This is a genomic window from Variovorax sp. P4_D9 (genome assembly GCF_056401695.1).
In genome coordinates this window covers 1-1,947 of sequence record NZ_JBFUIU010001239.1, presented here as the reverse complement: position 1 = coordinate 1,947, position 1,947 = coordinate 1, and the positions used below count along the sequence as shown (strand labels likewise).

The 1,947-nt window shown below is 64.9% G+C and carries 3 protein-coding genes and 1 pseudogene; 3 read left to right on the top strand and 1 reads right to left on the bottom strand.

The window, feature by feature from the left end:
• Nucleotides 1-225, top strand: a 225-nt coding sequence (locus tag AC1DY5_RS53465) for a 4-hydroxylaminobenzoate lyase (protein ID WP_478122325.1), incomplete at its 5' end; no start/stop codon positions are given.
• Nucleotides 212-922, top strand: a complete 711-nt coding sequence (locus AC1DY5_RS53460; RefSeq protein ID WP_478122324.1) for a nitroreductase — start codon at nucleotides 212-214, stop codon at nucleotides 920-922. The genes AC1DY5_RS53465 and AC1DY5_RS53460, both read left to right, overlap by 14 nt.
• Nucleotides 923-994: 72 nt before the next feature.
• On the opposite strand, the gene AC1DY5_RS53455 is transcribed toward AC1DY5_RS53460, so the two are convergent.
• Nucleotides 995-1,195 (bottom strand): hypothetical protein, encoded by a 201-nt coding sequence (locus AC1DY5_RS53455; protein WP_478122323.1) that lies wholly within the window; start codon nucleotides 1,193-1,195, stop codon nucleotides 995-997.
• A 210-nt stretch (nucleotides 1,196-1,405) separates the two neighbouring features.
• Between AC1DY5_RS53455 and AC1DY5_RS53450 the strand changes: the two are divergent.
• Nucleotides 1,406-1,947: pseudogene (locus tag AC1DY5_RS53450) on the top strand (IS1634 family transposase); the annotation flags it as partial.

Here is a 1,947-nt window from a genome sequence, read left to right as displayed (position 1 = left end):
CACCCCTACGGCGAGTTCAACATGGTGATCCCGCTGAACCCCGGCGCTGCCCTGAACGGCCCCAATGGCTGGTGTGAAGCCGGATGGACCGCGCCCGCGCCGGGCAGCCATCATTATCCCGAAGCCAGGGGCGGGGCCGTCATCGCGCTGTTCTTCCTGCCCGCCGGACGCATCGCCTATCACCCGCCACCGCAGTCCGAAGGAGTGGCGCATGCCGTCGCCTGAAGGATCGCAAGCCGACCTGGCCGGCGGCGTGCAAGAAGTGCTGCGATCGCGCAAGTCCGTGCGCGCCTACAGGCCGGATCCGCTGTCCCGAGACGAGGTGATCGAGGTGCTGCAGGCCGCAGCCACTGCGCCGAGCAATTCGAACACCCAGCCCTGGCGCGTGCACGTGCTGACCGGCGCGCCCCTGGAGGCGCTCGGAGAGGCGCTGCTTGCGGCCTTCGAGAAGGACGAGCTTCCGCCGTCTGCGCATTTCCCCGACCCGCTGCCGCAGGCGTTCTCCGCCCGCCAGGCGGATTTCGCCGCGCGCTATTACGGCGCCCTGGGCATCGATCGGGCGGATGCCGCGGCGCGGGCGCGGCAGACGCAGCGCAATTTCACCTTCTTCGGCGCGCCGGTGGGCCTGATCTTCAGCATCGACTCGCGCCTGACGCATCACAGCTGGCTGGACCTGGGCCTGTTCGTGCAGAACGTCATGATCGCAGCCAAGGCGCGCGGCATCGACACCTGCCCCCAGGTGTCGTTCGCCCGCTTCCACGAAGTCATCGCATGGCAGCTCGGGATGCCGGCCGAAGATCTGACCGCCTGCGGTATGGCGATGGGCTTCGGCGACCCCTGTGCGAGCGTGAACCGCATGAACATGCCACGTCAGGATGTTCATGAATTCGTGCGATTCGCCGGCTTCCAGGAGCCCGCGTGACCGGGCAAAAAAAAGCCTCCGGAAGGAGGCATAAACCGTTCGGCTGCGTGGAGCCTTGGGAGTCGAGTTCTTTCAGTGCGAGCCGCTCAGCAGTGTCGGCGTGCAGTAGCCGTTGCGATAAATGCCTTCGATGTTCCCCTCCACCCGGTCGGTGGTGCGCGCGGTCACGAACTTCGCCTGCGGCGTGCGATAGACGACGATGGTGCACGACAGGTGCTTGCTCAGGGTGCGGGCGACGCCATTGGCCTGGCTTGCGGTGGGGTACGTATTCATTCTTCTCCTTGCCTGTCCGATGCATGAATAGTAGTACCAAGGTACTTACAGGTCGGCATGTGTAGCCGCTAAGCCGAACTTTGAAGCATTGATCAGGCCGTAACCCAGCATTGGCGCGGGTTTCGGCCTTTTTCTTGTGTCAATTTATAGCCATGTAAATTGTTCATTATTCTATTGAATTAGCTCTGTATTAGTTCTATAAACGAAGTCATGTACATCGAGTCCGTGCCGAACCGCAACTCGCCCGCCGCAGTGCTCCTGCGCGAGTCCTACCGCGAGGACGGCAAGGTCCGCAAACGCACCCTAGCCAACCTGTCTTGCCTGCCCGAGGAGGTCATCGAAGGTCTGAAGGTGCTGCTGCGCGGGGGCGTGGCTGTTCCCAGCGTCGAGGAGGTCTTCACCGTCGAGCGCACCCTGCCTCACGGCCATGTGGCCGCCGTGCTGGGKGCTGCGCGGGGCTCSGGCGCTTCGTCCTGGTTCGCCTCAGCGCCCCAGGAACTGCAGCCCGTGCTGCTGGCCATGCTGGTGGCGCGCGTGATCTCGCCGGCCTCCAAGCTGGCCACCCACCGCTTGCTGCACGACGACACCGCCAGCTCCTCGCTGGGCCGCGTGCTGGGGGTCGGCCAATGCAGCGCCGATGAGCTGTACCGGGCGCTGGACTGGCTGCATGACGCACAACCGGCCATCGAGCGGCGCCTGGCCCGTCAGCATCTGGCGGGCTCCACCCTCGTGCTGTACGACCTCACCTCGAC